Raw genomic sequence first — 26,997 nt, 5'->3', positions numbered from 1 at the left:
TATGAATCCCATTACACAAATATTAAATGAATACCCGGTTATGATCATAGACGGCGCGATGGCAACTGAGCTTGAGCGGATGGGCTGTGATTTACATGACGATCTGTGGTCGGCCAAAATTCTTTTGGAGAGGCCGGAACTGATCAAACAGGTGCATGCAGAATATTTTGCCGCCGGCGCTGATTGCGCGATCACCGCCAGTTATCAATCGACAATCGAAGGATTTGCAGCGCGCGGCATCCCGGAAACCGATGCGATACGTCTCATTCAGACATCTGTTGAACTTGCCGCGCAAGCACGCGATGAATTTTGGGCGCATGAAGAAAACCGTTTACACCGGCCCAAACCTTTGGTCGCCGCTTCTATCGGACCTTACGGCGCGAGCCTCGCTGACGGCTCAGAATATCGCGGGCATTACGGACTGACGGAGGATGAGCTGATCAGCTTTCACCGCCCCCGGATGAAAGCTCTCATAGAATCCGGCGCCGATCTTTTGGCCTGTGAGACCATTCCGTGCCTGTCAGAAGCAAAAGCGATCACAAGGCTGCTGGAGGAATTCCCCGGCATTTATGCATGGATCAGCTTCAGCGCCAAAGACGGACGGCATATCAGCGAAGGCACGCCTATTTCCGAATGCGCGGCCCTGCTCGACTCCTGCAGCCAAATCGCAGCGATCGGCATCAACTGCACACCGATCGAACATATTCCGCAGCTGGTACAAGAAATCAAACGGGCAACGTCCAAACCGATTATCGCCTATCCGAACTCCGGCGAACAATATGACCCAGTGACAAAAACCTGGAAAGGCGCAGCGTGCGAAAACCATTTCGGAAAAAGCGCGCAAAGCTGGTACGAAAACGGCGTGAGCCTGATCGGAGGCTGCTGCCGGACGAAACCCGCGGACATCCAAGCCATTGCCGATTGGGCCAAGACCATAAAAACAACTTGACTAATCGGAATAGTTTGTATATTCTATTCAAAAAGCCGGTTCGCCGGAATCTCGTGCCGTTCGCCGGCATGAGATTTTTTATTAGGACGGCCCTCGCAGAAAGTTGGAAAACAATGAACAACGAGAACGAGACGAATTTTCAGAGAAGTATGAAAAGCAGACACCTCTTTATGCTATCACTCGGAGGTGTGATCGGAACGGGGCTGTTTTTAAGCTCTGGGTATACCATTCATCAGGCGGGTCCGGCGGGCACCATTTGCGCTTACCTTTTGGGCGCGGGCATCGTCTATCTTGTCATGCTTTGCCTCGGTGAACTGTCAGTGGCCATGCCGGTGACGGGCGCATTCCACACCTATGCGAAAACCTATATCGGGCCCGCGACAGGCTTTACGGTCGCATGGCTGTACTGGCTGACGTGGGCGGTGGCGCTGGGCTCTGAATTCACGGCGGCCGGGCTTTTCATGCAGCGTTGGTTCCCGCATACTTCGGTTTGGATGTGGAGTGCGGTATTCGCTCTTATCATCTTTTTATTAAACGCCTTCTCCGTGAAATTTTTTGCTGAATCGGAGTTTTGGTTCTCAAGTATTAAAGTCTTAGCCATCTTACTGTTTATTTTATTGGGCGGTGCGGCGATGTTCGGCATCGTCCCGATGAAAAGCGGTGAGGCCGCACCTATGCTGTCGAACTTTACGGATGGCGGCAGCCTTTTTCCAAATGGCTTTTTCCCGATACTGATGACGATGCTTTCAGTAAACTTTGCTTTTTCAGGGACGGAATTGATCGGAATCGCCGCAGGGGAAAGCGCCGATCCGGAAAAAACCGTTCCGCGCGCCATTAAGACCACAGTCTGGCGGCTGGCGCTTTTCTTTATCGGAACGATTTTTGTTCTGTCAGGGATGATCTCCATCAAGGAAGCCGGTGTGATTGAAAGCCCGTTTGTCACGGTATTTGACAGAGTCGGCGTGCCTTATGCGGCCGATCTGATGAATTTCGTCATTTTAACGGCGCTTCTGTCTGCGGCCAATTCAGGGCTGTACGCGTCATCACGTATGCTGTGGTCCCTGTCTAAAGAAGGGGAGCTTCATCCCGCCTTTGCCAGGCTGACCTCTAAAGGCATTCCTTTTAACGCTCTGATCTTCAGTATGATCGGCGGCATTCTGTCGTTGTTGTCAAGCGTATTTGCAGCGGATACAGTCTATCTTGTTCTCGTCTCCGTCTCAGGATTTGCGGTAGTGGCTGTGTGGATGAGCATCGCCGCATCGCAATTTTTGTTCCGAAGACGGTTTCTTACAGAAGGGCACCAGCTTTCAGACTTGAAATACAGGACACCGGGATATCCGGCCGTACCGATAGCGGCCTTTCTCCTATGCCTCGCCTCCTGTATCGGCATCGCTTTTGATCCGAACCAGGCCATCGCCCTTTATTGCGGAATTGCATTTATGGCCGTTTGCTACACCGCTTATTACTTGAAAAACCGGAAAAGCAGAGCCCGCGTGCAAGCCGTAAAATCCCAATAACCAAAAAAAGAACCCTGCAGCGCAAGGGTTCTTTTTTTATTTATACTTCAACCACCCATCTGAACGAATCCCGCACCTTCCCGACTTGGATGCCGGCAATCGTTTCATAGAGCCTTTCTGACACTTCACCGATCAAACCGTTATTCAGTTCAATCGTTTCTCCGTGAATGTGCAGCGCGCCGACCGGCGAGATGACGGCCGCGGTTCCCGTACCGAATACCTCTGACACCTCGCCTCTCATCGCAGCCTCATAGATGTCATCAATGGCGACCTGTTCTTCCCTGACGCGGATGCCCCAGCTTTTTAACAGCTCTATCACAGATGCGCGTGTGATGCCCCCGAGAATGCTTCCGTTTAATGCCGGCGTTACGGCCTCTCCGTTTATGATGAAAAAGATATTCATACTCCCTACCTCTTCGGCATATTTCTTTTCCACCCCGTCGAGCCAAAGCACCTGATCATACCCCAGTTCTTCGGCTTTCCGCTGAGCCTGTAAGCTGGCCGCATAATTTCCGGACGTTTTGACGTCGCCCACTCCGCCGGTGACGGCACGCACATACTCATCCTCCACATAAATACGGATCGGTTTCAGCTGATCGCCGTAGTACGAACCGACAGGCGTCAGAACAACCATGAACTTGTAACGCTTTGAAGGCCGGACGCCTAAAGAAGGCTCAGTCGCAATCACAAACGGACGGATATATAAAGAGGTTCCTTTTTCTATCGGTATCCATTCCTGCTCCAGCTCCACCAATTGTATCAATGCTTCCAGCGCCAGCTTCTCGTCAAGAGGCGGCATGCTCATCCGCCGTAACGATTTATTCAGCCGTTTTATATTTTGGTCAGGACGGAACATCAACACCCGGCCGTCTTCTGACCTGTAAGCCTTCAGCCCTTCAAATACGGCCTGCCCGTAATGGAAAACGGATGCGGACGGATCAAGATGGACCGGTTCATAAGGGGTGATTCTCGGATCATGCCACCCTCTCTCCTCTTCGTAATCCATAACAAACATGTAATCTGTGAAGTACTTGCCAAATCCCAATGAAGCGGAATCCGGTTTTTCTTTTCTTGCTGTGACCTTACGTCTTTCAATCAGTTGATTCAACAAAAGCACACCTTTCTTGTAATTGTTTAAATTTTCAGTCTTTTATAAGCTGCCTGTTTTCTCTGCCTGAATCGTGTATGCACAGATATATGAGAATGCAGTTGACCGTATCATATCAAATATACCACTTATAAGAGGATAATTATCAAAATTTTTAATATTTTCATCAGAAATCTTTCTTTATTCTTATGCTCCTTCATTTTTTTCAATGAGGACTTTCTGTCATATTAAATGATTGCGCTTACATAATGTAAAGCAATCCTTTCTTTCGCACAGTCAATAATGTGACAAATTTATGGCGGATAGGAAGGTGGTTGCCGCCTGCTTCACGAATTACGTATGAAATGCGCAAGTAAAAGGGGGATTCGCTTGAAAAAATTTATCGCATTCCAGATTTTGATCGCTTTAGCCATCGGAGCATTGATCGGCCACTTCTTCCCGGATTTCGGGATGGCGCTGCGGCCCGTCGGAGACGGATTTATCCGCCTGATTAAAATGATTGTCGTGCCGATCGTGTTTTCGACCATTGTTATCGGAGCCGCCGGCAGCGGCAGTATGAAAAAGATGGGCAGTCTCGGCATCAAAACAATTATTTGGTTTGAAGTGATTACGACGCTTGTTCTGGCGCTCGGTCTGTTATTGGCGAACGTGCTGAAGCCGGGAGTCGGCCTTAACCTCTCTCATCTTGCTAAAAAAGATATTCACGAGCTTTCCGGCTATACGGAAAAAGTAGTCGACCTGAAACAAATGCTTCTTGATATTATCCCCGTTAACATCATTGACGTCATGGCGAAAAACGATCTTCTCGCCGTCATTTTTTTCGCGATTTTATTCGGTGTTGCCGCAGCCGGCATCGGCAAAGCCTCCGCACCTGTCATGAGTTTCTTCGAATCCACGGCAAATATTATGTTCAAGCTGACGCAAATGGTAATGGTCACCGCTCCGATCGGCGTTCTCGCCCTTATGGCCGCCTCTGTCGGGCAATTCGGAATCGCGCTTTTGCTTCCGATGCTGAAGCTGATCGGCACTGTGTTCCTCGGGCTGTTCCTGATACTCTTCGTTCTGTTTCCGATCGTGGGGCTTATCTTTAAAATCAAGTACTTTGAAGTGCTGAAAATGATTTGGGATCTGTTTTTGATCGCTTTCTCCACGACAAGCACAGAAACCATTCTGCCTCAGCTGATGGATCGGATGGAGAAATACGGCTGTCCGAAGCGGGTCGTCTCCTTTGTGGTTCCGTCAGGTTTATCGCTGAACTGTGACGGCTCAAGCCTCTATTTATCGGTGTCCTGTATTTTTCTGGCGCAGGCGTTTCATGTGGAGATGCCGCTTTCTCAGCAGCTTCTGATGATGCTTGTGCTCGTCATGACAAGCAAAGGCATTGCCGCCGTCCCGTCAGGCTCACTCGTCGTGCTTCTGGCGACAGCGAATGCCGTCGGTCTCCCCGCGGAAGGCGTCGCCATCATTGCCGGTGTCGACCGCGTCATGGACATGGCGAGAACCGGCGTCAACGTGCCCGGCCATGCGGTCGCCTGCATCGTCGTGTCCAAGTGGGAAAAGGCATTCAAATATAAAGGACCCGTCACGGCAGACCAGACCGCCCGGACAGAAAGTATGTAAACACAAAAAAGACCACCTTATTGGTGGTCTTTTCTATTAATCAATCGCCGCATGATCCTCTTTTTCAATCAAAGCAAGGCGTTCATTGATTTCTTCCTGGGTCATTTCGTGCTCTTTCACATACATGTTGCGTTCGTTCGTACGGCATTCGTGACTGCAGCTGCGCATGTATTTGTATTCATTCTCAGGTGTGCAGATCATTTTTTTATTACATGCCGGATTTGCGCAGTTCACATAACGCTCGCACGGCTCGCCCGTGAAATAATCTTTTCCGATGATAACGTGCTCTACACGGTTGACCGGTACGCTGATTCTTTCGTCAAACACGTAGCACTGTCCGTCCCACAGTTGCCCTTTCACTTCAGGATCTTTACCGTAAGTGACGATACCGCCGTCAAGCTGGGACACGTCTTCAAAGCCCTTCTTCAGCAGCCAGCCGGAAAATTTTTCACAGCGTACGCCGCCTGTGCAGTACGTGAGTATTTTTTTGCCTTCAAGCATGTCTTTATGCTCTTCAATCCAGTCCGGCAGCTCACGGAACGCCTCAATATCAGGTCTGACCGCTCCGCGGAAATGACCGAGATCATACTCATAGTCGTTTCTGGCGTCGATCACGATCGTGTCAGGATCCTGCATTTGCTCATAAAAGTCTTTCGGTTTCAAATGCTTGCCCGTCGTGACATTCGGATCAACATCATCTTCGAGACGAAGCGTCACCAATTCTTTTTTATGGCGCACAAACATTTTGCGGAATGCATGTCCGTCAGCCTCGTCAATTTTGATCGGCATGTCGGCAAAGCGCGGATCAGCTTTCAGCGCATTCATGTATTGTTCCGTCTGTTCAACCGTTCCGGACACCGTACCGTTAATGCCTTCTTCAGAAATCAAAATACGGCCTAACAGACCGAGCTCCTTACAAAACTTCAAATGCTGAGCCGTGAACTCCTCAGGCTCATCAATCTTTACATATTTATAATAAAGTAAAACTCTATATTGTTTTTCCATGATTTATACACCCTGTTCAATTATATTAATGATCGCACACTCTACTATATCATACAGGAAAACGGGCGAAAGATGAACATTTCCGTCCGTACTCTTTCTTCCAGTCACGCTTCGCCTTTTAAAACCTGCTGAAAATAAAACCGATACGTATTGCGCAAAAAGGTCTCAAGCGAAAGGCCGGCCGCGGTCTGATACTTGCCGATAATAAACGGAAAACGGTCACGGCCTTTTGCCCGCAAAAGATCGGCGCTGTCTTCAGCCAGTTCTGAGATGAGCGCCTCAACGACAGGCCGGTATGCGTCCCGCACGGCTTCAAGAATTTGCTGATCCCCTGTATGCTGGTACTGCTCTATCAGCTTTGCCAAATCCTTTTCTTCCATAATGTTCACTTCCTTACACCATATAAAAAAGAGGAGCAGCTTTTATAAAGCGGACGCCTCCTCCTGTGACTCCGCATAACCGATGATCTGGCCGACCTGTAATTCACGGCCTTCAGTCAGGTTATCCGAAGGGGTAAACATATCTTTCTCGAATACTAAAATAACGGTCGATCCAAATGAAAAATAGCCCAGCTCTTCCCCCGTCTCAAGCCTGTTTCCGGTGTTTGTCTGAACGATCGAGTTAATATTCATCGCACCTACCGGAATCATGAGCATCTGCTGGTCAGCACGGGTCAGCTCGTACACATAACGGTAATTTTTTGAGAGCACATCTTTCCCGTACTTCAATCCCATCGTATTAACGGGATAGGAGCGTTTCCCCAGCTCGGCCAGCTTCTGATACGTGCAGCTGACGGGAGAATGGAAGCGGTGGTAATGTCTCGGGCTCAGATAAAGCACGGCAAAACACCCGCCGTTATACTTGTGATCGGCGCTTTTAAACCCCGTCAGTTCGGCGAACGAATAATCCTTCCCTTTTACCATGAAAGTTTGATTAGGATTAATCATGCCCACCGTCTGAACGACGCCGTCCACCGGGCTGACGATGGCGTTCTTCTCTTTTGCCACGGGGCGGAGATTCAAATTAATATCACGAATGAAAAATGACGCCAGTGAATCAAAGTCAGAAGCCGTGCGTTCCGTTTCATTCCAGTTGATGCGATAGTGTTTGGAAAACAGCGGAATCATCGGCTTGCTCAGTTTCGATTCACAGAAGTTTTTAATGAGATAAGACGTCAATCGATTATTAGTCAGTTCAATCAATGAACGGTAAAGAACTTTAGCGGCAGTATTAAACATTGATTACTCCTATGAATTTTCCTATAGTAATAAAAATAAAACACCATAAAAACGCTCCGATGGCGGCGAAGCATAAGTAGGTTTTGAATTCCATTCTGCCGATTCCGGAAAAGTAGCAGGTCACGTGTCTGATGCCGGGGATGAAATAACCTAAAATAATGGTGTACGGCCCGTACTTCTTCATCCACCTGTCTACTTTCTCCATCCTCTTTTCCTTCAGGCCGACCCATTTCCCGAACTTATTAATAAACGGCCGGCCTGCTTTTCTGCCGATGAAGTAGCTGATAATCATCCCCAGGAGCGCTCCGATAAAGCTGATCAGAATGGAGAGCCCGTAATTCAGCACGTTTAAATGAGCGAAGTAGCCCACAAGCGTCATCATGACTTCATCCGGAATAGGCAATCCGATAATACCGAGTGTCAGCATAAGAAAAATCGCGATATATCCGTAATCGGATATTAATTGCTGAACTAATTCCATCTTCTGCTCTCCAGGTTTTCCGGCGCCTGTTTTTTAAAGTGCGGAAATTTAATGTTGCTGACCATTAAATAACCGAGCGCGATCGTTCCCGCCCCCAGAAGAAAAGCGTTATTGATAAAGCTCAAAATGACAAGACACATACCCGCAAACGGAATCGGCATCCCGATAAACGTCGGCAGCTTGCTTTGTTCAATATTAAATCTGGAAAGACGGATCATCCCGCAGATACTGTAGGAAAGCGCGATTAAAATTCCGATGAACGGAATCGTATATAGTGAAACACTGTAAGCGAGCATGGACGGCGCCACGCCGAACGTCACGAGATCAGCAAAAGAGTCAAGCTCCCTTCCCATCTCCGATACCGCGTTCAGCTTACGGGCGGCCAAACCATCAAAGAAATCAAGAAACATCCCGGTGAAAATAAAAATCACCGCAGAGTGTATATTATGATACAAAAGGGAATGAATCGATAAGAGCCCGCAAATAAAATTTCCAATTGTAATCATACTAGGTATATAATTCACAGTTTACACAAACCTCCAATTAAAACCATATCAAATCGGACTGCGTATGCATAAAGGCTCCATTTTACGGAAACATAAAATGAAATTCTTTCAATGCTATCATTCAAATTCTTTTATTATACAGCATTTGGTGTTATTTGAACAATCTAATCTGGTGATTTTTGTTTTTTCGCCGTTCATATTAAGGTAAACAATCATGGTTTCCTCTATTCCGGATTACCCTGCTTAAATATTCCATGCCGCGATCCGGATTGTCCGTTCTTGATGAATGAAAAGCCGTATGATGTATTGTTATTTCCTTCTCCGTGAAATGAGAACATTACATATAACGATTGCGGACATAAAAAGTTTCATGAATTAAAAAGCCGGCACAAAACGGCCTCATACATTATCTCACAACCCCGTTTTCCAGTATATAGTCTGCCAAACAAAAAAGGCGCCTTACCATTACGGTAAAAACGCCTTTTAAGATCATTTTATGTAATTGATAAATGACTGAGTGCTTCGGCCGCTCTTTCTCTGGCTTCTTCAACGGTCTCAGCTGCAGAAAGTGCAACCGCCATACGGCGTCCAACTTTCGTGACGGGTTTACCGAATACGCGGACCTGAGTGCTTTTTACCCCCAAAGCCTTCTCCAAACCTTCAACCGCGTAATCAGCAAGCTCTTTTGGCGCCTTCAGCGGACGGCTTGCCCCCGGCGACAGCTGAGTGATTTCCGGAATCGGGAATCCCAATACCGCGCGGACATGCAGCGCAAACTCTGACAAATTTTGCGTTACAAGCGTAACGAGCCCCGTATCATGCGGACGGGGGGACACCTCGCTGAAATATACTTTATCTTCAGTAAGGAAAAGCTCCACCCCGAACAAACCGTATCCGCCGAGCTCGTCCGTTATGCTTTTCGCAATGTGTTTCGCCTCTTTGATCTGCTGTTCCGTCATATGATGAGGCTGCCATGATTCAATATAGTCACCGTCTTTTTGTTCATGTCCGATCGGCGCGCAAAAGGACGTACCGTTCGCCGCGCGCACTGTCAGAAGAGTGATTTCTGATTCAAACGGAATGAATTCCTCAACGATGACCCGGCCGTTTTTCACCCGGCCGCCTTCCATCGCCATGTCCCAGCAGCTTTTCAGCCCGGAAGCCGAGCGGCACACGCTTTGCCCTTTTCCGGAAGAGCTCATCAGCGGTTTTACCACGCACGGAAAGCCGATTGTTTCCGCCGCTTCTTTAAATTCTTCATATGTATTCGCGAATTCATAGCCGGCAGTCGGAAGATGAAGCGTCTCTGCCGCAAGCCGTCTGATGCCTTCACGGTCCATCGTCAGCTTTGCCGCACGCGCATTCGGAATGACGTGAAAACCTTCTTCCTCAAGCTTCAGCAGCTCATCCGTCGCAATGGCTTCCACTTCCGGCACGATCAAGTCCGGTTTTTCTTTCTCAATGACTTCTCTGACCTGCGCTTTATCAAGCATATCAATCACATAGCTTTTGTGCGCGGCCTGCATGGCGGGAGCATGCTCATAGCTGTCAACGGCTACAGTGACAACCCCGAGCCGCTGCGCTTCAATGACGACTTCTTTCCCCAGCTCGCCTGATCCTAATAACAACATCTTCTTCGCCTGATACATGTCCTTTGGCCCCTCCCTTTCTATACCCCACTCATTATAACGGAAATATTCAAAAAATAAAGACAAGATAGATGACAAGCTCTATCCTGTCTTTTGCGCTGATTCGAGCGATTCAATCGCAGCTGACACGTCCTTCTCGCGATATTGCCCCATTAAGCATAACGATTCTTCCGCCCGGCAGGCGTGAGAAGCAATGCGGCGCTTGGCTTCCTCATGGTTGTCAAGGATGCCGAGATCACAGAGACTGACGGGGAAACCGAGCCGGCGGTAAAACGGAAGCAGCTCTTCAATCTCAGGTCTCCGATTCTCAAGCGCGAGCTGCACCAATATGCCGTAAGCAACCTTCTGGCCATGCAGCACCTGATGTGTCTCCTGAAGAAAACTGAGTCCGTTGTGGACCGCATGCGCCCCTGCCATCCTGCACAAACGGCCGCCATACCCGCCGACTGTACCCGCAAGCATAATGATCGTTTCCGCCGTATGGATGAACGGCACGGACAGCTCGCCTTTCTCCATGCTTCCGACGGCCGCTTCACTGTAACGCAATAACAGATTACGGATATATTCCGCCTGTCTCAGCCCCGCCTGCGCCATCAGCGGCGCCGCCTCCTCCGTATTTCTGATGACCGCCTCGGCCTCATACCATTTCGCCAGCGTATCACCGATCCCGCTTTTCATATATTCAATGGGAGAGGACAGCAAAAACAGCGGATCAACAAGCGTCAAATAGCTTGAACGCTTATGATAATCAACTCTGATAAAATTGCCGCTCTCATCATATATGACACTCAACGGCGTACTTGCCGCACACGTCCCCGCAATGGAAGGAACCATCACAGCTTCAATATCAAGCCGGTCTGCCGCCGCTTTTGCCAAATCCAATATCGTGCCGCCTCCGATACCGATGATCACATCCGCGTCTTCCGCCTGCTCACAGACCTTACGCACCGCCTCAGGTGAACAGTATCCTTTATGCTGAATCACATCCCAGGAAGAACCGCCGCTGTAATCGGAGAACGCCTGATAGGATTTGGTTCCGGTCACAATAACGGGTTTTCTGAATGTCTCCAGCAGCCTCGGAAGTTCTTTTGCGATTCCTTCCTTGCATATGTACTGATTCGGGCCGCTTCGGACGATATCTTCAGGCTTCATTCGAATCTCTCCTTTGGCTGGAATTTATATATATTTTCCCACTTGTCAGAAAATACATCAACCGGAGGTGCTTAGCGCTTCGCTTCTTCCGCCTCCAAAAACAGCTCATCAAGCCGCTCCAAAGCCTCTGCCTTTTCAAAACTGCTGAACCACAGATCATCATAAGAATCAAGGATGCGGTAATGGTGGGAAATCAAATGCTGCTGCAAGCGGAACTCGCCTTTTTTCTCGATGGCTTTCCACCACACCTTGCCGCCCATCGTCTTCCCCTTCGGCCTGTCAATTGTGCGGTGAGCAACCGTTTCAATGACCTCCAGCGGATCATCTCCTAATACGGATTGCAGTGTTTCACTTGATCTGAAAAGCGCGCAAACCGCCACAACATGCGGCCATTCCGCAAGCGCCCGCCCTTTCTCAATCTGCACCAGCGACTTTTTAGAAAGACCGATCACATCCGCCATTTTCTCCTGTGTGTAGCCTCTCTCCGACCGGATTTTCTTCAGCTGGACTGAGACAAGCTCAGTCATATAATCTTGATCCATCTCAACCTCCATATTTATCAATATAGCCATTTTACACCGCGGCACGCCTTTTTTATATCAGAACATTTTCAAACGAATCAAAAGAACCCGGGATTGGCTTATCATTGAAGCGATGTACCTTTCCGCATAATCCAGAATGATGCGGTGAAATACAAACGCACGCCCGAAGAGACAGGTGCGGGCTCCCTGGCGGTTGAGCTCCGGACAAAATAAAAAGCTGCCGCAGCTGCAGCAGCTAAAACTTTATAGACCGGAAGATCAGCATTATGAAGCGAATACAATCCATTTTGCACTATAATTGACACGTTTTTTCGAACCCTGATTGACCAATTTAAATCTGTATGAATCTCCTTTTTTCAACGAAGGTGTTTCAAAATAAGTCGTTCCATTTTTCTTTGCATTGGCGGTTTTGATTGTTTTCCAGGCACCTTTGCCGTTGACTTGCTTTTGGACGTATATTTTATACGTGCCCTTCCCTTTACTGTTGGATTTAAAAGTCACGGCTCTCAAGGTGTACTTTTTTGTCGTTTTAGTGAATTTAGGGTGATATGTATTGATCACATAGTTAGTGAAATACCCGCTTTTATAAGTATGAAGCCAGTCTTTAGCCTCTGCTTTTTGCGGAGAAGAAAAACCCATAAAACCAATTCCGCTGATTAAAAGAGTAAAAATAATGATGAGCGACTTAAAAATCTTTTTGCTTTTCATCGAGAAAATCCTTCCTTCCTGTAACTATTTACCCTATTTATGTTAATGACAATATAGCCAATCATAAATCCGTCCAACTAACCATTTTGACCGCAGGAGGAGATGTGAACAGCCCTTAAAATGACTATATGACTACTACTTATGATTCTTGTCATTTTTGATTAAGTGATAAAGTTACTTTAAACCGCTATTCATTTTGTTGTTTTTGTATCAATTGTCATAGCGAGGTCTTTTCCTATCAATGCCTCTCTTTCGGCGTTTGTTCTGCTGCTGTGATGGGGCTCTCCTTGGATAAACCCCTGCACCCATGACAAACTGTCATACGTTTGCCACCTATGAATGAACGCACAATACACATAATGGAGGGATTGCAATGGACGAAATGGTCCTGGAAACACAACAATGGCTGAATGAGACGTACAAAGGCAGACACGGGTACAACAAAGTGCCGGAAAACGGAAAAACGGGCTGGGATACCATTTACGGTCTGACACGGGCGCTTCAAATTGAGCTTGGTATTTCAGAACCTGCCGATAACTTCGGACCGACGACACAAAGATTGTTTAAGCCGTTGAAAAAGCAGGCTCCCGATTCAAAGCCGACAAACATGAATTACATTCTGCAAGGGGCGCTGTGGTGTAAAGGTTTTAACCCCGGCGGATTTTCAGGCGTTTTCTATGAAAATACCGAAAGGGCTGTAAAAGAGTTTCAAAAAGCGGCCGGGCTCACTAAGCAAGACGGCATCGTCACGGCACTCATTATGAAAGCCTTGCTGGATATGAGCGCTTTTCGATTAGTAGCGGGAGGCGACAAAAGAATCCGCCAAATCCAGCAGAACCTGAACCGGGATTACAATGACTACATCGGCTTGATGCCTTGTGACGGCTTATACGCCCGCGATACAAACAAGGCTCTCATTTATGCCCTGCAAAAAGAAGAAGGCATGAGCACAAGCGTCGCCAATGGATTTTTCGGAAACGGGACGACCAGCTTATGCCCTACCTTGACTCCCGGCGATTCACGGACAGGCTTTGTCTTGATTGTCCAATACGCGCTTTACTGTAATGGGGAAGCGTTTGATCCCGGTGAATTCGACGGAAAATACGGCGTCGGCGTTGTATCGGCAGTGAAAGCTTTCCAAAAGTTTATGTGCCTGCCGCAGACCGGTTATGCGGACATGCCGACGATTAAAGCTTTATTATCAAGCTCAGGCGACACAACGCGGGCTGCTTCAGCTTGTGACACCGCTGCCATTTTGACGGCAGATACGGCTAAAACTTTGCGTGAGAATGGCTATAAGATCGTGGGAAGATATCTGACCGGGAATGTGCGGACAAGCAGCGGACTGACATCGAAAGCGTTAACGTCAAAAGAACTTTCCACGATTTTCAATGCCGGCTTAAGCGTGTTTCCGATTTATCAGGACGGCGGCTATGAATCTTCTTATTTTGTAAAAGACCAAGGAACGAGAGATGCGTACAGCGCTGCATCAGCCGCCCGAAGATTAGGTTTTCCGTCAGGAACGACCATTTACTTTGCGGTCGATTTCGATGCGTATGATTATGAAGTCACGGATAAAATCATTCCTTACTTCCAAGAAATCAAGTCAGCTTTTATGAAAATGCAGGCGTTCTCAACTGCGCCGAAATATGAAATCGGGGTATACGGACCGAGAAACATTTGTATCCGGACGTCAGAAGCAGGTCTGACCAAATATAGCTTTACGGCTAACATGTCGACCGGATTCAGCGGCAACCTCGGATACCCGATGCCGAAAAACTGGGCTTTTGATCAATTTTATGAAGGAACGATCGGAAGCGGAGCGGGAAAAGTCGCCATTGACAAAGACGGATACTCCGGGAAAGACTCGGGTGCAAGCAGCGTCCATCCGCCTTCTGATCCTGTGTATGATGCAAGACTGCGCACACTGACGGATATTTTAACAACCATTCCTGCTTTAGAAAATATATCGAATCTTGCGAATGCCATGTTTGAATTCGACAAGACAGAAACCATTTATGCATCACCTGAAATGGATATTCTTTTATCTACTTCACTTTTGGCAACAGTGCCAAGCGAAGGTTCTCCCAACACAGTTACCATTACAAATGGCAAACCGGGAGCTTATATTACCGGTCTGATGGGGGATTCACAAGTCTCTTTTACAGCATCACAAATTGATTCCTATCAAAACCTGCTTAACAGTCTGAGCTTGTCAGTCCGCAACGGTTATTTAGAAGTGTATGTCAATCCGGCTGCCGGATCGCTGAATATTCAATTTAAAATTTATACACCTGATATTCCGGTCGGTGACAGTGCTACAACTGGACTAACAACTACCATTACATTTAAAATAAAACAAAAGAGCTTCAGGTTGCCGGATTCCGAAAAAGTGTACTCTCCGGATTGGGATTCTGTCGTGAATACCATGGCTATTGCAGGCGCAGGAATTATTGTTATTGTAGGGATCGGTGCTCTAGTCGTTTTAGCACCTGAATTAGGAGGAGCTGCAGCCTTGTTCAGCACGGTTTTATCACTATTTCTATAATTGAACAGGCAGCTCCTTGCTCCAGGAATGCTCAATGAGTATTCTTGGAGTTATTTCTAAAGGAGGATTCGCATGAAGATTGATATGCAGACATACAAGGAAACCGTTCAAAAAATAGAAACCGATTTGATTCCGCGAAGTCAAAATGACAAAGAACTGCTTACATACTTAATGAAACAAGATTCGCTCACACTGAATCAAATGAAAATGTGTTTCACTGAACCGCCCCTCACCTTCCAACATACTGTCAAAATCGTATGTACAGTCACATTCATCACGTTATATATCTTTTTTTTCAGCACTCATTTTAATGATTTAATTGAAATGGCTCTGCAGATGGTTTTCGGCCTGGCCGGCCTTGTTTGGGTTATTGCTGTATTTCCGTTTTCAAGAAAAATCCAAGTGTCTGACCGTTTCAGACAAAAATCTGAAAACACCCGTATCACCGGAATGATAGACTTTGTCCTCGAACAACGATACAAAGACATGATCAGTTAAAAACCCCTCTGCTTAAGGGGTTTTTTTATTATGCAATCCCTTCACCCCCCTTATCAAAAAGGCTCTTCCCCTTTGGAAATAACCGGAACACCCAATTTCGTTTTCAATATAATGAGGTAGTGGATCTGCAAAGAAAGAAGGGCGACATGATGGGTATCATTAATGGAAAAATGTTCATTGACCGATTAAATCAGCTTGGAAATGAGATTTGGCTTGATGGTGAAAAGATCGAGGGACAGATTTCTGAACATCCCGCATTTAAGGGCCTTTTGGAAACGAAGCGCTCTCTTTATGATTTACAAACGAAACCGGACATGAAAGATCAAATGACTTACAGTCTTCCCGGTAAAAAAGAACGGGCCGGGCTTTCATACCTGCAGCCGAAAACGAAAGAAGACGTAAAAAGAAGAAGAAACATGTTCGAACATTGGGCCAGACACACGCACGGAATGATGGGACGAAGCCCGGATTATATGAATACCGTGCTGATGAGCTTCGCCTCCTCTGCCGCGCTTTTGAAAGACCGCGATCATTGTTTTCCGGAACATGTTCAAGCGCTGTACGAACGAGCTGCTGCACAGGATCTTTCTTTTACGCACACGTTTATCACCCCTCAGGTGAATCGTTCACAAATGGGTGTAAACGTATCGCCGACACCTATCTCGGCAAAAGTCGTCGATAAAAATGAAAAAGGCCTCATCATACACGGCGCCCGGATTTTAGCCACACAAGGCGGCCTGACGGATGAAGTGCTCGTGGTTTCTCTGCCTAAAATGTATTTTGAATCGGATGAAGCGTTCGCTTTTTCAATCCCTTCCAATACAAAGGGAGTAAAATTCATCTGCAGGGAATCTTTCGTACTCGGAAAATCATCGTTTGATTATCCGCTCAGCTCAAGATATGAAGAAATGGATTCTATCGTTGTATTTGATCACGTTTTGGTCCCTTGGGAACGCGTATTTTTTTATAATAATTACGAGGCGGCTTTTGATTTTAATATGAAAAGCTCTTTTAACGCCTTCGCATTTCATCAAGTTATCACGAGACAAATTGTAAAGACGGAGTTTCTCCTGGGCCTCGCCCAAACGCTTGTCGAAGCGATAGATGTGGGCGAATATCAGCATATTCAGGCTAAGATGGCTGAAATCATCACCGGTCTGGAAACGATGAAAGCCCTTTTGGAAAAGTCGGAGAATGATGCGGAAACAGATGAATGGGGTTATATGCGTCCGAGTGTCACTCCGCTTCGTGTGGTCAGCGCGATTTTCCCCGACATCTACCCGCGCTTCACGGAAATCATTCAGCTGATCGGGGCAAGCGGAATGGTGACTTTGCCGACTGAAAAAGCGTTCCGTTCTGACATCAGAGGAGACCTTGACCAATATTTGCAGGCGGCCGAATTGAACGCTGAGGACCGGGTAAAAGTGTTCCGCCTCGCATGGGATTTGACCATGAGCCCCTTCGGAACAAGACAGACACAATATGAGCGGTACTTCTTCGGTGACCCCGTCCGCTTAACCAGCCATCTGTACAGAAGCTATCCGAAAGAAGAACAGACCGCGGTCATCAAGGAATTCCTGCACATTCATAAATAAAACAAAGCAGAGAGCGCATCTCTGCTTATGATAGCTGGATCGGCTGCCGCCGATCCTATTTTTTATTTTGGCTGATCACCACCATCGTAATATGCGATAACGCGAAAGAGACAAGCGTATACACAACGGCCCACCCGATAAACGAGAAATTCAATACGGTAAAGGTGCATATAAGGCAAACGGCCAAAGCGGCAGCCGGCATAATGAACGCGTTTTTAAACAGGTACGTTCCGGCGACTGACAAGATGATGATACAAAGCGGCAGAACACCGAACGCAAAATCCAATTCATCAATCAACAGATGCACTCCCTTCGCTTTTCTTAGTTCGGCCTAACACATCTTATGCCTGAGTACAAAATCGAGTACTTCAAATCTTTCGCGCTCCGGCTGATTTTCCCTCCGGTTATTTATTCAAAAAAATGAAAACTTTCCTTAAAGCGTTTACATTCACGTCAGACTGTGATAATTTAAGAAAGCGCTATCAGACACAAGTTAATGATTTTTGGATGGAGATGAGGAGAACCAGGAAACCCCGCCCTTTCACAAGGGTGATTTCTGGTTCTTTTTGTCATTTTCAAGGAAAGGAGTCATACATACATCATGATAGACGTTCAGCAAAGGGGAGGATATGATGTTTCAATTGTTTAAGCCGGCTCCGCATATTGAGAGATTGGATGATTCAAAGACGGATGCGGCCTATAAACGGCTCAGGCTGCAAGTATTTTTGGGGATTTTCATCGGGTATGCCGGGTATTATTTGCTTCGCAAAAACTTTGCCTTCGCTATTCCTTATTTTCAGGAACAAGGGTTTTCAAAAGGGGAACTTGGCTTGGTGCTTGCGGCCGTATCAATCGCTTACGGCTTCAGTAAATTTATTATGGGGATGGTGTCTGACCGCTGCAACCCGAGGTATTTCCTTGCGACAGGTCTGTTTTTGTCAGGTGTCGTAAACATTTTATTTGTTTCCATGCCGTGGGTCACGTCAAGCGTGACGATTATGTTCATTTTTATGTTTATTAACGGATGGTTTCAAGGAATGGGCTGGCCGCCTTGCGGACGGACGATGGCTCATTGGTTTTCCATCAGTGAACGCGGAACGAAAATGTCGATATGGAATGTCGCCCATAACATAGGCGGAGGTATTCTCGCCCCGCTCGTGACTCTCGGCATCGCCATGTTTGTTACTTGGAAAAGCGTGTTTTTCTTTCCGGCGATTATCGCCATCGTCATTTCATTTGTGATTGTTCTTCTCGTTCGGGACACGCCGCAATCCTGCGGGCTTCCGCCGATTGAAGAATACCGGAATGACTATCCGAAACATGCGTTCAAAGACCAGGAAAAAGAGATGACCACCAAAGAAATTCTTTTTAAATACGTGCTGAATAATAAATTTCTGTGGTATATCGCATTTGCCAATGTCTTTGTTTATTTCGTGCGGTACGGTGTCGTTGACTGGGCGCCGACTTATTTGACGGAAGCGAAAGGATTCTCTCCTGAAGACTCCAGATGGTCTTATTTCCTTTATGAATATGCGGGAATTCCGGGAACGATTTTGTGCGGCTGGATCAGCGACCGGTTTTTCAAAAGCCGCCGCGCGCCGGCAGGCGTGCTGTTCATGGCCGGCGTATTTATCGCTGTATTGGTCTACTGGCTTAACCCTGCCGGTCATCCGCTCATCGATAATATCGCGCTGATCAGCATCGGCTTCTTAATCTATGGACCTGTCATGCTGATCGGGCTTCAGGCCATTGACCTTGCGCCTAAAAAAGCGGCGGGAACGGCAGCCGGCTTAACCGGGTTTTTCGGATACATCGGAGGCTCTGCTTTCGCCAACGCCATCATGGGTTATGTCGTAGACCGCTTTGACTGGAACGGCGGCTTTATCATGCTTATCTCCTCATGCGTGCTGTCCATCGTCTTCTTGGCTATGACGTGGAATACGGGCAAGCGGGCGGAGCATGTGTAAGAAAACAACATAAAAGATTAATATTTTTGCAGTACAGCATTTACAACGATTTTCTACACTAGAGACAGATATTGATTTTTAAGGGGGAAGAAAACATGCGGAAACATAAATTGTTTGCTTTGGTATTGCTTTCATTCGGTTTATTGTCATTCATCGTCACGCCTGTATCGGCAGCGGGAAAAGGAAACCTCTTGTCTCCTGACAGAATTTTGACCATTGCCCATCGCGGTGCTTCGGGGTATGTCCCGGAGCACACGATCCTTTCTTATGAAACTGCGCAAAAAATGAAGGCTGACTATATTGAGCTGGATTTACAAATGACAAAAGACGGCAAGCTGATCGTCATGCATGATGAAAAACTGGACCGCACCACAAACGGACAAGGCTGGGTGAAGGATCATACATTAGCCGAGATTCAAAAGCTCGATGCTGGCTCTTGGTTCAATAAGGCCTATCCGGAAAAAGCAAAACCGCAATACGCCGGACTTCGCGTTCCCACACTTGATGACGTGTTAAAACGGTTCGGCAGACATGCAAACTATTATATTGAAACAAAGGCGCCCGAAACATATCCGGGTATGGAAGAAAAACTGATCGCTTCACTGAAAAAATACAAATTGGCAGGTAAGCATGCGAAACTTGGACAAGTTATCATTCAGTCTTTCAGCAGGGACAGCCTTCTGAAAATCAAACAGCTCGATCCGAAACTTCCCGCTGTCCAATTGCTTGAAGCGGAACAGATGACGTCAATGACTGACGCAGATTTAACGGACATTAAAACATATGCCGTCGGAATCGGACCGGATTACAAAGCGCTGAACGCTCAAAATGTCCGAAACATTCGCAGCCACGGCCTTCTGCTTCATCCTTACACCGTAAACAGCGAGGCGGACATGCGCCGTCTGCTGAATTGGGGCGTAACCGGTGTGTTTACCAACTATGCGGATATATTCCAAAAGGTTAAAAAAGAATACAAATCATAAAGCCACATGGGTTCGGAGATGATGCCGAACCCATGTTTTTTGCCCGATCATGCAAACGCCGTCATGGGTTATGTAGCGGGCGGAGCATATTATTAAAGCTTACATTCACCTTTATATTAATTAAAGGTATCACTGTAATTTTGAATTACCTATGATACCTTACAAACAAAAGGATATAATTATTTATTTCTATTATCTATTTTCGTTCTTACACTATTTGTAATATATGATAATATTAGTGATATTAAACCATAGACAACCACCCATCCCCAGAAGGATAGATTAAAAACAGTGAACATTAATATGACTGAAACAACTATACTGACAAGCGGCATTATATACACTTTTTTGAAAATATAAGTGAATATAATCGATAAGACGATAATAGAAAGTGGTAAAATACCAAAAGCAAGATCTAGCTCATCCATTATTATTCTCCTTTGTGAATTTAATTTCCCTTTAAATATACTCACTCAGCTGTCTAGCAATTTAAAAAATGTATCTAATCACTCCATACTTCTTTGTTTTTCTTAATCATAAAAAAGTCATATTCAGAAACATGGGTATTGTTAATAATTTTTTCAAGTCCTCTGATAGGAGTAGATTTTAATTTTTTTCCGTTTTTATAAGAGTAAGAATTAATCACATATTTCCCACCCTTGCTTATTTCTAACAAGAAAATTTTAGATTCGTCAAAATAAGTGAATTTTGCTTGGTTTTCAAATTTTGTCGACCTATTTAACGGAATTTTTTTTCCCGGCTTCATACTTTTCAAATCGAAAGTATAAAGTATTGAATTAGCTGCCAAATGATATAAAGTGTCATTTTTCACAAAAAAGTTATTAGTGGAAAGAGGAATTGCCAGTTGAGAAATTTCATCAGGGATATTATAACTGCCTAAAGGATATGCCCCTTTAAACTTTTTATGCTCTAAATCAATTTCTGCTACTTTGAATTGTACTTTGTTTGATTTATCCGTTTGGTTATATAGTATAAAAAAGGCTGAGCTTTTTTTAACTATTATTTGTGAATAAACACTCCAATTTTCTTCATTTAATATAGGAATTGTTGTTCCTTTCCCTACTGTAACTTTATCTTTATCTATTTTAATACCCTGAAAAGTCGGTGTTTTGATTGAAGAATCTTCATTTATCACGTAAATATATTCACCGTCATTACCAGTACTTGTATAGAAACCCGGAATAATCTTTTCATGAAATCCACTGCCGTTACCCCATCTAATTAAACTATTATAATGGTTTTCACCGACTCCTTGATTATTCAAAAAATAAAAGATATTTTCTTTTATTAAATGGCCTGATGATTGCCCATAACTTGTATGTACTTGATGTTGCATCGGGAATTTTTTAAAGTTATCACCTATCATATAAACTTCTTTTTTGTCCTGTCTAACTATGTTTTTTTCATCTTGTGCAATGGTTCCAACCTCAATAGCATCTCCTTTTACAGCTGTTGCTGCTCCTTTTTCATCAATGTATACAGTATAACTCCCATCTTTAGGATAATCTATTGTAGCTGAATAATATATAGCTGCAATTTTATCATTCAAGAAATACTTTTCCTTTTCTTTTTCAGTTTGTTTAACGTCAGAAACTGAATTAGTATATTTAAAAGTTCCAATACATATAAATATACCTATTAATACTATGACCGCAATTATAATAAGCCACTTAATCTTGTTCAAATATAATCTCTCTCCTTAAAATAATATGACTCCCTAAATAAACTTAGGGAGTGAAAATAATTCATCTAAATGTTTTAATAGTTTTTGTATAATTGGAATCTCTGATGTCTCTTGGATAGACGCCCATGCCTTTATCTTTATCCATATCTATACCAGCCTTTAGCTTAAAAGCTGACCATAATAGTTTTGAACAGTTTTTATCACCATAATGACTCGATTTTCTATTTGTTGCAAAATTATATGAATAACCATCCTTCCCAACCCTGCTATAACCCCAATTTACTGAATTATTTTTTTTAGAACTAGAAACTTTCACATTTTGAATTACAGCGTTTTTTTCGACCTTACGTTTCGATGAAGCTATTGCACGAACACCTTTTTTAGGGACCGATTCGACAATTTGATTTCCCTTATAGTACATACCGACATGTCCATGCGGAAGCCCAAAAGTAGATGCAGGTGTATAGTAAACATTACCTTTAGAGCTTGATCCTATAATTTTCGGCCCGCTATTCTTGCCCATTATGCTCATTCTATTACTTTTATCTTCTTCTTTATCTAGCTTTTCTTGCTTCTTTAATTCAGTTTTAATTTCCCTAAGATCTCATTAGATGTTTTATTATCTTGTTTAACTAGATCATTAACGGATTCAATTAATTCTTTTTTCGACAGATTCGGATTCATTTTCAATATGTAGTTTACTGTTTCTGAATTATACGAGTCCACAGCCTTAACACTCGTAAAACCTCCAAATACTAAGGGAGTAACGATGCATAATGTTGCAAAAAATTTCCGCAATTTCATACTTATTACCTCCAACCATTTGTTTATTCTCCTATATTTTAATTTATTATACAATTATTGTAAACACAACTTACGTACTGTATTTTCTCTATGGTTAATTATTTGTTTTGTCGCTAAAACTTTGACTTGAAGTACAGGAAAACGGATGAAGTTACGGAGAAGAAAGAAGTTGCCCAACATATCTTTTACATTCATTGTTTAATATGGAAGACAGTTATTGATAAGGCGGAGAAATCATGAGAAAAAAAGAATACTGTCCGTGGTTGCCTGTCGTTAGGCTTTCTCATTCATCGTCACGTCTGTATCGAGCCAGCATGGGTTCGGAGATGATGCCGAACCCATGTTTTTTTGCCCGATCAAAAAACCTTGCGGGAACGTTACCGCAAGGTTTTTATCAATCATTATTCTTTTCCGGCAGCGGCTTCAGCCTGTCCGCCTTTTAATTGATCGTTAATTGCTTTGGCGTCTTTCAAATACTCAGTCTTGAAGCCGCTCTTCAGCGCCCACGCATAGAAGGCAAGGGCAACGATTGCGATCAGCCCCATATCCCATCCGTACGGAATGATGTTCAGACCGCCGAATTTTTCACTTCCGAGCCATGAAATGACCATCATGCTGAGCAGATAGACAACCATCCAGACGCCGCCTTTAAAGTTTCTGCGGAATCCTTTCCACTTCGCTTTCGCTTGGTAGTAGAAATAAATCGGAAGGCCGATCAAAATGATAAACAGCACCTGCCCTGTTAACGGCCAGCGCGCCCAATACAGCACGAGAGACGCGAACACGAAGCCGAGCGGTGCAACCACGCTGAGGCCTTTCAGACGGAGAGGCCGGTACAAATCCGCCGCCGTCCGCCGCAGCGTCATCACCGTCACAGGACCCGTGATATAAGAAATCAGCGTCGCAACGGAAATGATTTCAGCAAGCACGCCCCATCCTCTGAATAAAAACAGAAAGATAAACGATACGACCAGGTTGAAAATCATCGCTTGGCGCGGCACGCCGTACAGCGGATGAAGCTTTCCGAAAATGCTCGGCATATATTTATTTTTTTCCATGCCGTAAATCATGCGTGACGTCGTAGCGGTATAAGTGATACCCGTTCCTGACGGAGATACGAACGCATCCGCATAAAGAATAATGACAAGCCAGTTGATATTCAATGCGATCGCCAAATCGGCAAATGGAGAGTTGAAGTTCAGGTGACTCCAGCCGTGAACAATCATGGAAGGTTCAACCGCACCGATAAATGCGATTTGCAATAGGACGTAAATGACGGTTGCGACCAGCAGCGAACCGACAACCGCAATCGGAATCGATTTGCCGGGATTTTTTGCTTCTCCGGCCATATTAATCGGGCTTTGAAACCCGTTAAACGCAAATACGATACCTGATGTGGCCACCGCCGTCAGCACGCTCGCCCAGCCGTTCGGCGCAATGCTTGAACCGGATGTGAAGTTTCCGCCGTGAAAACCGGTAAACAGCAACGCTCCGATTGTCAGCCCCGGAATAATGATTTTAAAGATGGTAATCAATGAATTCGCTTTTGAAAATAAGTTAACTGTCCAATAATTCAGTAAAAAGTAAATAATCAGTAATACGGATGCGAAGCCGAGCCCCTCTCCCGTAAGAGTGCCGTTGTGAACGAGATTGCTTGTCCATTTTGCCCATTCCCACGGCCATGAGCTCATGTATTGAACAGACGCAACCGCTTCCACCGGAATAACGGAAACAATCGCAATCCAGTTTGCCCATCCTGCGATAAATCCAATAAATGATCCATGAGAATATTGAGTATATTTTACCATTCCCCCGGCTTCCGGGAACATTGAACCCAATTCACTGTAAGAAAGTGCGATAAACAAAATAACGATCATACCGATAATCCAGGAAATAATTGCGGCAGGTCCCGCAATCTGAGCCGCCCGCCACGCCCCGAATAACCAGCCGGAGCCAATCATCGACCCAAGTCCGACCATCATGAGTGCAAACGTTCCCATTCTGCGATGTAATTGATTCATAAAGTTAACACCTTTCAATTAAAATATGACTCCAGCGCTATCATATATTTATAATATTATTCTGAAAATAGTTTTGTCAATCTTTATCGCATTAAAGCAGAAAGCCAAAATTACCCTTCCGATGTTTAAACAGCCGTTAAGCGGGAATAACTACTGCAAGCCAGAAATAGAAAGGAGTTTTTATCGTGAAACAAAAACTGCTCATTTCAGGACTTGCCGTGTCGACTGTCGGAGTGACTTCCTACCTGCTCAAAGATAAATCCAACCGCCAAAAGGTGATGAACTTTATCCGCAATATGAAAACATCGCTCTCCGGGAAGCAGGATATTGAATCATTCCCCGTCAACAAAGCAGGCAACCCGCATCCCGAAGATATTGAAGATAACAAAATGGTATCCGAAGGCTCCATGTACCCGGTTCAATATTATGATGACAAGAAGAAATAGTCTGTTCCCGGGCTGCCCGGCCGTATCAAACGGCGGCAGCTTTTTTTATGCAGACGGCGTTTGATAGATCCGCCAATATTGGCGCGATCCTTTCTCCCGCACGGTAATGCCCAGTTTGGATATTTCCGCTTTCAGCTCTTTCGCATCAGCCTTTTCCTCCTCTTTCAGCGCCTTTTCTCTCGCTTTAAAAAGAGCATTTGCCCCTGGCTCCAAATCCGGCGTGTCCGGCACCCACCGTTTGTATTCTTCTTTAAAAGGATCTTCCGTCCCCAGCCAGACATACCCATGCGCGCGAAACGCATCAGCCGCTTTTTCAACCGCGGGCTCAAGCTTCTCCCGAAAAAGCTCCTGCCCTTCAGTCCCCAATAAGACAAGATGCTTTTCATCCGTAAACACACCGGAAATGCTGTCTTTCGAAAACACGCTTTCTTCATTATATATGGTTAAGGACACCTCGCTGTCCGTCACGACCGCCGTAAGACATTCTTTAAAAACAGTCCGCGTCAGCCACATTCCCCCGATTAAGCCGATAACGGCGGTTGCAGCCGCAGCCTTCCATCCGTGAAAAGAAGCGATCATTTCCAGCGGCCCGATAACAGGCAGCCAATCCAATGTTACGGCCCACTTCGCAATGACCGGCAGAAACCATCCGATGACCAGCCCCAATAATGGCGGCACCAGAAAAACCAAAGCTTTTTCAACCGATGACAACTCAAGAACCGTCTGTTTTTTTATTTCGTTCATGTTTCTCCTCCGTCTGTGTTTTTCACAACTATCCATTATACAAAGGGTTGGATGATTCTGTAAACTGTTTCCGAAACAATAAAAAGCCTCCCGACCGCCGGGAGGCTTTTTAAAACAGGAGCTCATATACTTCATTCAATTCCATCGTGCGCTTCTCATCCTGCTCGTTCTCAGCATATTTGATTTCCTTTTCAAGCAGCTGATTCAGCGCGTCCATTTCCAAATCATTTAGATCTTTCACAAACTCGCCCTCATTTGCATAATGCTTCACCTGAAGCTTTTTATAAATCCCCCGGCACACATCATGCTCCAAGTGGTTCGAAAGCGACTCGCGCAAATATCCGAGTGTCCTGTCCATCATGTAAGCCCTCCCTTTTCTTTAGGAATAGCTTCCCGGAAAGAGAGAAAAACTATACATGAAAGCACCGGGCGGCTGTTTTAACTCTGTACCTGAATGGAGAAAAATCCGCTGCTTAACGGCGTGTACGGCCCGTTCAGCCCCGTTGCGGAGAAAGAGAACGTTCCTGAACTGACATAAGAAAGAGGAACGCTGTAATATTTAATATAGCCTGTAACGATATTGCCGTTTTTTGTATATTCATCTTCCAGCGCTTTTGACGTAAGATTTGTAATATTCGTTCCGTTGTTAAACGCCTGGATCGTGTTATTGTTCGGATACCCTTGGAAATATACGGCTAAATAACCCGTTGTACCCTTCATCGGTTTTGATGCGCTGATTTGGTTCGGCCCGATATTTTCCCATTGGTAACTCTGACCGTCAGACGTCACACCGATAATACGGATTTGTGTTAAAGCAGGAGCCGGCGCCGCAGACGCTGATGGAGCCCACAACCCGCTCACAAGCAACAAAACAGCGGCGGCCGCCGCGAATAGCATAACGAGTCTCTTTTTCATGTTTCTTCCCCCTCTTATTCTTTTCGTAGAATCCTATACTATTTTACACGATTTACAAGGAAAAAGATTACATTTTATAAAAGAGTCCGGAACACTTTGTGAACTAGATATGAAACGCTCTTGAAACGCCGTTGATCATGAGAAAGATGCCGCAGATTCTTAACACGACTCTCGAACTTCTGTCATCTTTACCGAAAAAGGTTTTTCCGAGCCGCCCGATCCATACGTTCATTGCAACTCCCGCGAGCAATTCTATGATTCCGATCATTTCTGCCATATACAAAGCAGCCACCCTT

At 45.4% G+C, this 26,997-nt stretch carries 29 protein-coding genes; 9 read left to right on the top strand and 20 right to left on the bottom strand.

The annotated features are described in order from the left end of the window. Position 1 precedes the first annotated feature (1 nt). A complete protein-coding gene (gene mmuM / locus JNUCC22_RS01355; RefSeq protein WP_072588755.1) occupies positions 2-949 on the top strand; it encodes a homocysteine S-methyltransferase in 948 nt (315 codons plus the stop codon). A 113-nt stretch (positions 950-1,062) separates the two neighbouring features. Beyond that, positions 1,063-2,466, top strand: a complete 1,404-nt coding sequence (locus JNUCC22_RS01350) for an amino acid permease (protein WP_216062065.1) — start codon at positions 1,063-1,065, stop codon at positions 2,464-2,466. A 40-nt stretch (positions 2,467-2,506) separates the two neighbouring features. On the opposite strand, the gene JNUCC22_RS01345 is transcribed toward JNUCC22_RS01350, so the two are convergent. After that, a complete protein-coding gene (locus JNUCC22_RS01345) occupies positions 2,507-3,574 on the bottom strand; it encodes a branched-chain amino acid aminotransferase (RefSeq protein WP_015416722.1) in 1,068 nt (355 codons plus the stop codon). Between the two features lie 369 nt (positions 3,575-3,943). On the opposite strand from JNUCC22_RS01345, the gene gltP reads away from it, so the two are divergent. Continuing rightward, positions 3,944-5,194: a glutamate-aspartate/proton symporter GltP gene (gltP, locus tag JNUCC22_RS01340; RefSeq protein ID WP_007409006.1), complete on the top strand. Its 1,251-nt coding sequence runs from the start codon at positions 3,944-3,946 to the stop codon at positions 5,192-5,194. A 36-nt stretch (positions 5,195-5,230) separates the two neighbouring features. On the opposite strand, the gene JNUCC22_RS01335 is transcribed toward gltP, so the two are convergent. The 9 genes from JNUCC22_RS01335 to JNUCC22_RS01295 form a co-directional block, all read right to left on the bottom strand. Then, complete coding sequence (locus JNUCC22_RS01335; protein WP_007609165.1) at positions 5,231-6,199, bottom strand: oxygen-dependent tRNA uridine(34) hydroxylase TrhO; 969 nt, start codon at positions 6,197-6,199, stop codon at positions 5,231-5,233. Between the two features lie 104 nt (positions 6,200-6,303). After that, positions 6,304-6,579 carry a hypothetical protein gene (locus JNUCC22_RS01330; RefSeq protein ID WP_136396064.1) on the bottom strand — a complete coding sequence of 92 codons (276 nt, stop codon included), beginning with the start codon at positions 6,577-6,579 and terminating at the stop codon, positions 6,304-6,306. A gap of 42 nt (positions 6,580-6,621) precedes the next feature. Continuing rightward, positions 6,622-7,437 carry a phosphatidylserine decarboxylase gene (locus tag JNUCC22_RS01325; protein WP_015239079.1) on the bottom strand — a complete coding sequence of 272 codons (816 nt, stop codon included), beginning with the start codon at positions 7,435-7,437 and terminating at the stop codon, positions 6,622-6,624. Next, positions 7,430-7,918, bottom strand: a complete 489-nt coding sequence (locus tag JNUCC22_RS01320; RefSeq protein WP_003156711.1) for a DedA family protein — start codon at positions 7,916-7,918, stop codon at positions 7,430-7,432. The genes JNUCC22_RS01325 and JNUCC22_RS01320 overlap by 8 nt, the downstream gene beginning before the upstream one ends. Then, positions 7,909-8,442: a CDP-diacylglycerol--serine O-phosphatidyltransferase gene (gene pssA, locus JNUCC22_RS01315; RefSeq protein ID WP_007409002.1), complete on the bottom strand. Its 534-nt coding sequence runs from the start codon at positions 8,440-8,442 to the stop codon at positions 7,909-7,911. Before pssA ends, JNUCC22_RS01320 begins: the two co-directional genes overlap by 10 nt. A gap of 476 nt (positions 8,443-8,918) precedes the next feature. After that, entirely contained in the window at positions 8,919-10,073 is a 1,155-nt protein-coding gene (gene purT, locus JNUCC22_RS01310) for a phosphoribosylglycinamide formyltransferase 2 (protein ID WP_032870218.1), read from the bottom strand. An 81-nt stretch (positions 10,074-10,154) separates the two neighbouring features. Next, positions 10,155-11,225: an iron-containing alcohol dehydrogenase family protein gene (locus JNUCC22_RS01305; RefSeq protein ID WP_150940971.1), complete on the bottom strand. Its 1,071-nt coding sequence runs from the start codon at positions 11,223-11,225 to the stop codon at positions 10,155-10,157. A 71-nt stretch (positions 11,226-11,296) separates the two neighbouring features. Beyond that, entirely contained in the window at positions 11,297-11,767 is a 471-nt protein-coding gene (locus tag JNUCC22_RS01300) for a helix-turn-helix transcriptional regulator (RefSeq protein WP_003156718.1), read from the bottom strand. 264 nt (positions 11,768-12,031) lie between these two features. After that, positions 12,032-12,475, bottom strand: coding sequence for a hypothetical protein (locus tag JNUCC22_RS01295; RefSeq protein ID WP_061581725.1), 444 nt, complete (start codon positions 12,473-12,475; stop codon positions 12,032-12,034). A 373-nt stretch (positions 12,476-12,848) separates the two neighbouring features. Between JNUCC22_RS01295 and JNUCC22_RS01290 the strand changes: the two genes are divergently transcribed. The 3 genes from JNUCC22_RS01290 (at position 12,849) to hpaB (ending at position 17,116) form a co-directional block, all read left to right on the top strand. Then, positions 12,849-15,023 carry a glycoside hydrolase domain-containing protein gene (locus JNUCC22_RS01290; RefSeq protein WP_072588753.1) on the top strand — a complete coding sequence of 725 codons (2,175 nt, stop codon included), beginning with the start codon at positions 12,849-12,851 and terminating at the stop codon, positions 15,021-15,023. A gap of 72 nt (positions 15,024-15,095) precedes the next feature. Beyond that, complete coding sequence (locus JNUCC22_RS01285; protein WP_072588752.1) at positions 15,096-15,521, top strand: hypothetical protein; 426 nt, start codon at positions 15,096-15,098, stop codon at positions 15,519-15,521. 149 nt (positions 15,522-15,670) lie between these two features. Then, entirely contained in the window at positions 15,671-17,116 is a 1,446-nt protein-coding gene (hpaB, locus tag JNUCC22_RS01280) for a 4-hydroxyphenylacetate 3-monooxygenase, oxygenase component (RefSeq protein ID WP_025284162.1), read from the top strand. A 55-nt stretch (positions 17,117-17,171) separates the two neighbouring features. Here the strand turns inward: hpaB and JNUCC22_RS01275 are convergent, their stop codons facing one another. After that, complete coding sequence (locus tag JNUCC22_RS01275) at positions 17,172-17,414, bottom strand: DUF2651 family protein (protein WP_007408994.1); 243 nt, start codon at positions 17,412-17,414, stop codon at positions 17,172-17,174. A gap of 334 nt (positions 17,415-17,748) precedes the next feature. On the opposite strand from JNUCC22_RS01275, the gene glpT reads away from it, so the two are divergent. Both glpT and JNUCC22_RS01265 read left to right on the top strand, forming a co-directional pair. Next, on the top strand, positions 17,749-19,083 hold the full coding sequence (gene glpT, locus JNUCC22_RS01270; RefSeq protein WP_003156725.1) for a glycerol-3-phosphate transporter: 1,335 nt from the start codon (positions 17,749-17,751) through the stop codon (positions 19,081-19,083). 95 nt (positions 19,084-19,178) lie between these two features. Continuing rightward, positions 19,179-20,066, top strand: a complete 888-nt coding sequence (locus JNUCC22_RS01265) for a glycerophosphodiester phosphodiesterase (protein ID WP_007408993.1) — start codon at positions 19,179-19,181, stop codon at positions 20,064-20,066. Positions 20,067-20,245: 179 nt separating this feature from the next. Here JNUCC22_RS01265 and JNUCC22_RS01260 read toward each other — a convergent pair whose 3' ends face one another. From JNUCC22_RS01260 to JNUCC22_RS01245, 5 genes are all read right to left on the bottom strand, one after another. Further along, on the bottom strand, positions 20,246-20,494 hold the full coding sequence (locus JNUCC22_RS01260; protein ID WP_072588751.1) for a DUF2651 family protein: 249 nt from the start codon (positions 20,492-20,494) through the stop codon (positions 20,246-20,248). 74 nt (positions 20,495-20,568) lie between these two features. Further along, positions 20,569-21,771 carry a hypothetical protein gene (locus JNUCC22_RS01255; RefSeq protein WP_072588750.1) on the bottom strand — a complete coding sequence of 401 codons (1,203 nt, stop codon included), beginning with the start codon at positions 21,769-21,771 and terminating at the stop codon, positions 20,569-20,571. 61 nt (positions 21,772-21,832) lie between these two features. After that, positions 21,833-22,294 (bottom strand): hypothetical protein, encoded by a 462-nt coding sequence (locus JNUCC22_RS19425; protein WP_252729715.1) that lies wholly within the window; start codon positions 22,292-22,294, stop codon positions 21,833-21,835. Positions 22,295-22,848: 554 nt separating this feature from the next. Beyond that, positions 22,849-22,977, bottom strand: a complete 129-nt coding sequence (locus JNUCC22_RS19595; protein ID WP_257787077.1) for a hypothetical protein — start codon at positions 22,975-22,977, stop codon at positions 22,849-22,851. After that, entirely contained in the window at positions 22,977-24,596 is a 1,620-nt protein-coding gene (locus JNUCC22_RS01245) for a glutamate/serine transporter AimA (protein ID WP_007408992.1), read from the bottom strand. Before JNUCC22_RS01245 ends, JNUCC22_RS19595 begins: the two co-directional genes overlap by 1 nt. 185 nt (positions 24,597-24,781) lie before the next feature. Between JNUCC22_RS01245 and JNUCC22_RS01240 the strand changes: the two genes are divergently transcribed. After that, on the top strand, positions 24,782-25,042 hold the full coding sequence (locus tag JNUCC22_RS01240; protein WP_003156732.1) for a hypothetical protein: 261 nt from the start codon (positions 24,782-24,784) through the stop codon (positions 25,040-25,042). A 45-nt stretch (positions 25,043-25,087) separates the two neighbouring features. Here the strand turns inward: JNUCC22_RS01240 and JNUCC22_RS01235 are convergent, their stop codons facing one another. From JNUCC22_RS01235 to JNUCC22_RS01220, 4 genes are all read right to left on the bottom strand, one after another. Further along, positions 25,088-25,786, bottom strand: coding sequence for a YqeB family protein (locus tag JNUCC22_RS01235; RefSeq protein ID WP_072588748.1), 699 nt, complete (start codon positions 25,784-25,786; stop codon positions 25,088-25,090). A 109-nt stretch (positions 25,787-25,895) separates the two neighbouring features. Continuing rightward, positions 25,896-26,144: a sigma-G-dependent sporulation-specific acid-soluble spore protein CsgA gene (locus tag JNUCC22_RS01230; RefSeq protein ID WP_031378862.1), complete on the bottom strand. Its 249-nt coding sequence runs from the start codon at positions 26,142-26,144 to the stop codon at positions 25,896-25,898. Positions 26,145-26,224: 80 nt separating this feature from the next. Continuing rightward, positions 26,225-26,701: a DUF4879 domain-containing protein gene (locus JNUCC22_RS01225; protein WP_007408988.1), complete on the bottom strand. Its 477-nt coding sequence runs from the start codon at positions 26,699-26,701 to the stop codon at positions 26,225-26,227. 103 nt (positions 26,702-26,804) lie between these two features. After that, positions 26,805-26,984 (bottom strand): hypothetical protein, encoded by a 180-nt coding sequence (locus tag JNUCC22_RS01220; RefSeq protein ID WP_032865246.1) that lies wholly within the window; start codon positions 26,982-26,984, stop codon positions 26,805-26,807. Positions 26,985-26,997: the final 13 nt, after the last annotated feature.

The organism is Bacillus sp. JNUCC-22, from assembly GCF_018861275.1.
In the GTDB taxonomy this organism is placed as follows: domain Bacteria; phylum Bacillota; class Bacilli; order Bacillales; family Bacillaceae; genus Bacillus; species Bacillus velezensis.
Note: the sequence above shows the minus strand (reverse complement) of the source record. Positions and strands in the feature narration are given on the sequence as shown.